Below are 6605 nucleotides of genomic sequence, written 5' to 3' on the forward strand. Positions count from 1 at the left end.
CTTTAGTCCGCTCTTCGCTCAGGTAACAACCCTGGGCTTCAGCCCAGGGTGCTAAGCATAGCAATTGTTTTTACCCTGATTTTTTGTATGGACTTGTTCTGCGGCCATGGGCTGAAGCCCATGGTTGTGGATCTATGCAAAGAGCGGGCTAAAGCCCTTGTTTGCTGGAAAATGGAAAAAAATTTAGCTCCAAGAAAAACAACAACCGTCCAACCACAACCGCAAAGAAAAATCCCCTCGAATGAGGGGATGACAATTTTTTCAATAGCCTAGGGCCTTGGCCCTAGGCAGCCGAGCAGGAAGCCATATGGAGATAATTTTCATTAGTCCCTCAACTTTTTCTGGTTTTTTTTCGGGAGAGGGCGTAGATAAGAAGTTTTTATATGGAAAGGAGGTATTAGGTTTTTCGGTTCTTCGGCTTTTCATTAGTCCCTCAACTTTTTCTTGGGCGTTTTTGAAAAAGGAGAGATAAAGAAAGCGTCTTTTAGTGGCTAGGCAGATTTGGGGCCTTAGAAGTAGAAAAAGCGAACAAGGACTTTAGTCCGCTCTTCGCTCAAGTCTACAAGCCTGGGCTTCAGCCCAGGGCGCTAAGCATAGCCGCCTGTTAGTCCCTCAACTTTTTTTTGGGAATAGGGGCGGAAAAAGAAGCCTCTTCAGAACTAGTTGGTTCTGCGGCCATGGGCCGAAGCTTAATGGGAATCTACAAGTAGAAAAAGCGAATAAGGACTTTAGTCCGCTCTTCGCTCAGGCAACAACCCAGGGCTTCAGCCCAGGGTGCTAAGCATAGCAATTGTTTTTACCCCTGATTTTTTTGTGTGGACTTGTTTTGGGCCATGGGCTGAAGCCCATGCTTGCGGGTCTATGCAAACTGGCGGGCTAAAGCCCTTGTTTGCTATAAATGATATGGGCCGATGGTTTCAACCATCGGCCCATTTTTATTGTGCTTAGTATGGCCTCCTTTCTTGCTGTAGGTTTTAACCTACAGGTCCATATTATACAGGACCCTAGGGTTCCTATGAAATTTATGGGGGAGAAAAAATAACCCTTGTTCAAAGCGGTAGAGGATTTTAATCCTCCCCGCAGTATAGAGGTAGCATGGGGGTGTTGTATGGCTGCTGGTTTTAACCTGCAGCCACAGCTAGCAGGGCCGAAGGCCCGCAGGCCTAGGGATGGAAAAGGGGGCGGCCTAGCCGCAGACCAAGCGGGCGCAGCCCGCGCAGGGCCGAGCAGACCTGCGAGCCCTGACACAGCCCGGCCGCCGCAGGCGGCAGGCCCCAAAAAAAAAGCGCCCCCAAAAGGGACGCTTAACTAATTAACGAACTGCGGCTTAGAGTTCTCCTCTTTCGTATTGGTAAAGAATTTTTTCAAATTCTTTCATACTAAAAGAAGCATCTTTGTACTCGATACCTTCACGCTCTGCTTTGTCTTCTACAAACTTGCGGCAGTGGCGGAATAGGCTAGCGCCCACCGTATGTATCTCGCCAATATTGGCCAGACTGTTCATGATGTAATTTTGGTTGATGAGTCCCCAGTAGTTTTTGCCAGAGCCCATTAGCAGCATGGCCACATATTCCTCATTTTCATTGGCCTTGATTTTATACTGGTCTTTTTGCTTAAACTCATCCAAGAAAAGATGAGCCTCCTTGCTTTGTCGGAAATAGAAAAAATGGCCCACTGTTTTTAACTTGTAGCAGTCATCCTGATAAATATAAGTAGAACCATAAGTACCAACAGTCGTTCTTTTGAGGCAGTATACATCGCCATTTCGCTTAATGAAGCTGGGGCCTTGGGATTTCCAAAGGCTGTTGAGTTTCTCCCCATCTTCTAGCTCTACGCTGATGTTGTATTGAAAGTAGTTCTCGTAAATATTGACAAACTTTGCCTTTTTGACTTGGCTAATTTTTTGCCCTTCATTATTTAGAAAGGCGGCCAAATCTGGATAATATATATCTTGGGCCTGCAATTGTAGCCCTAGGAAAAGCAGCAAAAAGCTGCAAATTAGTGTTTTCATATAAATAGCTTATTTATCTTCCGCTTTGATGCGTTTGAGGTCTTTACGAATTTGTTTTTTAACAGATTTAGATATATTGCCAACTCCTTTATATAGTACATCGCTATTGACTCCTAAGGTCTCATAAGTAGAGTTTTGAGTGTTGAAGATGGTAGAGAAGTAAAGCTGATTACCTGCAGCGTTAGCATTGTTGATAGGATGGAGAAACGCTTGAAAGAACAGACCTACTCCTGAAACTACAGCAATAGACATCCCTACCTGGGCTGATGAGCTTGTTGAAGAGGGGGCTGTAAGCATTAGAGCTGCACTACTAGCAACAAGGCCTCCGTAAATTCCATAGGTGATTTTTCTACGACGAGCTAATCTTTTTCCATCATAGCTTTCTTGCATATAGCCTCCAGTAACTACATAATGGCTACCATACTTCTCGCAAATTTTATCTACCTCTCTTTGGTTAAAGATGGGGTGATTGCGGTCGTCAATGTTCATCCGAAGACGAATCCAATCTTTGAGAATAGCTACATCAGCGTAACGCTCAGCCGTGAGTGTCTCTACCTCTCTAGTATCTAGAGTTTGTACAGAAAGGCCTAGTTTGTCGGCATTTTTATGTACTTCTGCATAAAATTTTTGAAGCAATTTATGGTTACTCTGAAAATCAATAGAAATATCATCTTTCGCCCAAACCTTTTTGCGTTTCAAGCTCAACATATAAGGATTGACATAAAGAATAGAGTCAATGCCCAAGTTGCGGTCTACCTCTTCTTTGGCAGCTTTGCGGCGTTCTGATTCTGCATCGTAGAGCGAGTCTCGTTCTTCCTGTGCCTCATGATAATCTTCCGTGCGGCTATAATAGTTCTCAAAGTCCTCATCTTGCATTAGGTCCGAAAGAATATAGCGGGCAAGATTATAGCCTTTGTCTAAATTACTGTAGCCATATTCTTTGCGGTAGCTATCAAATAGAACCTCAATATTTGCATCCTGAAGCACCTCGATAAGGCTATCTTTGGTCACCTTAGGTACAGAGTAGTCTTGTGCTGCAGGGGCCTTGGCCAAATAGGCCTTAATTTCGGCTTCTTGCATGGCTTTGGGCAATTGCTCGAAGCTGGGAATATGCTGTTGCAAGACATAGATAGCATCGCGGTAATAATCAAAGATATAGCGATCTTCTGGATAATCTTTATGCAGTTTCCAAGCCTTATAAAGGGCCAAAGCAGAGAGCTCTACGGCCCGAAGGTTGCTGCTCAAGAAATAAAGCTGCTGCTGTCCCCCCTCAATGTCTTTGTAGGTCTCTCGCTGACGGCGATAATCACTAGATTGAAAGTTTCTAGACTCATACATAGAAAAACGAGAAATAGCATGTAGGGCCTGTACTTCCACTTCTCTCAAGTAGCGGCTGTTGGGCTCTTCTTTACGTAGCAATTGGACCACATAAAGCGCATCCTCAAAACGGAAATTATGTAGGTAGTAGCTGGCGAGCTCATAACGAGCTGTTTTACGCATGCGCTCAAAATCTGCCTGAGGCTCAATAAACAATTTATCGCCAGCAGTTTTGCCCGCAATCGCTTCCTTTACAATCTCCCAACGGCGAAGCGTACTAGGGTGAGTGCTTTTTAAGGTATCTGTTTTTTCTGCATCATCTACCCAAGCCGAAATATGCTTTAGGCTATCTTTAGCCAAAAATAAAGAAGGATCTAGCTGGCAACTGCCCTCATTGTAGTAACTAACATCAAAACGACTGCTGTCATAAAGCAAATAGGCATAGTTGAGCATCCGAAAAGAAGACTCTAATGCATCTACGCTATAAGGCGTTTTGAGGAAAATCTCTAAACCTCCCTTATCCGCTTCAAATTCTAGTTCTCTAGAATAAGAGTTAGACTCGAGCAGGGCGCTGTTAAAGTCCGTTTTCTTAAAAAGACTGCGCTGGCGATTCTCCTTGAGAATGGCAATGTCTTTTTCATACTGACTCAAACCATGCTGTTTTTGTACGTGCATGAGCTCATGAGAAAGTACAAAAGCCAGTTGGGCCTCATTCTCCAATTGGGCCAAAAGTCCCATATTGATGCAGACCAAACCCGTTGCCGTAGCAAAAGCATTGACCGCAGAAGAGCGAATAATGAAAAAATCAACCTTGCCTTTGAGTTCAGGAGTTTGCTCCAACAAACGATTACCCACCCGATTGACATAGTCATTGAGGGGCGTGCCAAATAGTACTTTACCAGAACGAAGCAAATCGTCAATGGTATAAATGGCCTTTTGCTGGTACTTTTCTTGGGTTTTTCGGTCTTTGTTGCTCAGGCCCTCATCCAATTGGGCCAATCCTAGCTCGTACTTTTGTGCCGAGCTTAAGGAAAATCGTTCGGGAACGTCACCACTGGCTTTAAGACAGCGGTAATCGTCAAAGTTTTGGGCCCAGCTATTTTGTCCAAGAAAAAGAAACAAAATAAACGCCCAGAATTGCGTGTTTTGCATGGTTTTAGTTCTAGAAAAAGGTTAAATAAGAAAATACGTTCTACTAGATGCAAAATTAGGGATTTTGGTTCCTTCCTTCAAATACTCATTTTTAGAAAATGATAACTTTTTGTTTAGCTTAGCTTCTTTCTGTGCGTTTATTTTTTTTAATCCTACTCTTTGCTTAAAATTAAGTTTTGTTAGATTGTGTTTATATGGCATTAAGTTTTTTGTGTGGTTCGGGCTCGGGGTATTTATTTAGACTTTCTGCTTGTTTTGTGACATTTATTATTGTCCTAAAAAAAAGTATTATTTTTTTCTGCGCCATTTTTGGGGCCCGCGGCCGCCCTTTATAGCGGGGCGGCCGCCGCTATGCTTCGGGGCTCGCTGTTCGCTCGGCCCTGCGGCGGCTTCGCCGCCTTGGTCTGGCCTTCGGCCACCCGCTCCGCAGCGCTGGGCCGGGGCTCGCTTCGCCGCCTTGAGTAAGGACCAAGAATAAGTTTAACTTTTTTTAGGCTCAGGGAATTTTTTTGCCAAAGGGGAGCTTTAACAAGCCGTCAAACAAAAAATAATATCGTGGCAAAGAAAGAAAAATTAAAATCAAAGGAAATTGCGGCTCTAGGATATAAAGATGCCGTATTGAGAAGCATGGCCATGTTGGCCGTCGGGAAACATTATAAGTATACGCCCAAGGAAGAAAAAATGGCGCTTTTGGCCAATCTATGGAAAGATGCCGAGGCTTATCGACAAGATGCGGTCCTTGGTCCTTTGGCCCTAAAAGTACTGGACTATCAAGCGGAGGTCCCTCAATATGACTTTGTAGATAAAGACTTCCCCATTTTTGGGGTAGAACAAATTGCTCAAAATGCTTTGGACCAAATGAAAAACGCTATGCGTTTGCCCATTACCAAAGCGGGCGCCCTTATGCCCGATGCCCATCATGGCTATGGTTTGCCTATCGGCGGGGTCTTGGCTACCGAAAATGCCATTATTCCCTATGCCGTAGGTGTAGATATCGGTTGCCGAATGTGTATGAGCGTTTTTGAAGCCCCTAGCGATTTTCTGGAAAAAGAAAGAGCGCAGCTGCTAAAAAGCTTGAATCTGCATAGCCGCTTTGGTCGAGCTACTTTTGAAGACAACAAAAGAGGGGATGATTTCTTTGATCGCCCCGAGTTTGGACAATTGTCTATTCTGAGAAGATTAAAAGATAAGGCTTATGCCCAAATTGGCTCTTCTGGTGGCGGAAACCACTTTGTAGAATGGGGCTATTTGGATCTGGAAACCGAGCGCTTTGGTTTGCCCAAAGGCCGCTACCTAACGCTCTTAACGCATAGCGGATCTAGAGGTTTTGGGGCCTTTTTAGCCAACCATTATAGCCGCCTAGCGCAGAAAAAACGCCAATTGCCTAAAGAATATGCGCATCTGTCTTGGTTCAATATGGAGGAGGCCGAAGGCCAAGAATACTGGATGGCCATGAATATGGCTGGCGATTATGCCTCGGCCTGTCATCATCATATCCATCGCCGAATGGCAGAAGGCTTAGGACTACAACCTTATGTCCGAGTGGAAAACCATCATAATTTCGCTTGGAAAGAGGTCCATAAGGGCAAGGAGCTAATTGTTCACCGCAAAGGAGCAACTCCCGCTGCCGCTGGCGAGCTAGGCGTAATCCCTGGCTCTATGACGGCTCCCGCCTTTTTGGTAGAAGGTAAGGGCTTGGCCGCAGCTTTGGGCTCTGCCTCACATGGCGCTGGCCGAAAAATGTCTCGCCGAAGAGCAACCGAAACCTTTTCTAAGGCAGAAATGAAGGCTATCCTGAAAAATGCAGGAGTAGAACTTATTGGTGGCGGATTGGATGAATCTCCAGATGCGTATAAAGATATTGAGTCAGTCATCGCCGCACAAACCGATTTGCTAAATGTTTTAGGCCGATTTTATCCTAAATTGGTCCGTATGGAGTAAAGTGAAAGGCGATTGGCCTTAATTTCAGTTTGGCTCTATTAAGGAGCTTATTACCTAATTATAAAATAGATGAAATGGAAGTAATTAAAGGCTATGTTGATCGATTAGATTTGTGCTTTTTTAAGGCCTTGTTGCATAAATCATAATTCACTGATTAGCAGCAACTTTTAGCTTGACAGCATTA

General features: G+C 44.3%; 3 protein-coding genes. 1 reads left to right on the forward strand and 2 read right to left on the reverse strand.

The genetic code is table 11. The annotated features are described in order from the left end of the window. Positions 1-1327: 1327 nt before the first annotated feature. Both SAPGRDRAFT_RS17645 and SAPGRDRAFT_RS17650 read right to left on the reverse strand, forming a co-directional pair. Positions 1328-2011, reverse strand: coding sequence for a hypothetical protein (locus SAPGRDRAFT_RS17645; RefSeq protein ID WP_002660732.1), 684 nt, complete (start codon positions 2009-2011; stop codon positions 1328-1330). Positions 2012-2020: 9 nt separating this feature from the next. After that, complete coding sequence (locus SAPGRDRAFT_RS17650; protein ID WP_002660734.1) at positions 2021-4480, reverse strand: M48 family metallopeptidase; 2460 nt, start codon at positions 4478-4480, stop codon at positions 2021-2023. A 555-nt stretch (positions 4481-5035) separates the two neighbouring features. Here SAPGRDRAFT_RS17650 and SAPGRDRAFT_RS17660 point away from each other — a divergent pair. Further along, positions 5036-6421 carry an RtcB family protein gene (locus SAPGRDRAFT_RS17660; protein ID WP_002660738.1) on the forward strand — a complete coding sequence of 462 codons (1386 nt, stop codon included), beginning with the start codon at positions 5036-5038 and terminating at the stop codon, positions 6419-6421. Positions 6422-6605: the final 184 nt, after the last annotated feature.

The sequence above is a fragment of the Saprospira grandis DSM 2844 genome (assembly GCF_000275825.1).
Taxonomy (GTDB): Bacteria; Bacteroidota; Bacteroidia; order Chitinophagales; family Saprospiraceae; genus Saprospira; species Saprospira grandis_A.

Coding starts and splice junctions, on each gene's coding strand:
- SAPGRDRAFT_RS17645 (WP_002660732.1), bottom strand. CDS start 2,011: ATGAAAACACTAATTTGCAGCTTTTTGCTGCTTTTCCTAGGGCTACAA.
- SAPGRDRAFT_RS17650 (WP_002660734.1), bottom strand. CDS start 4,480: ATGCAAAACACGCAATTCTGGGCGTTTATTTTGTTTCTTTTTCTTGGA.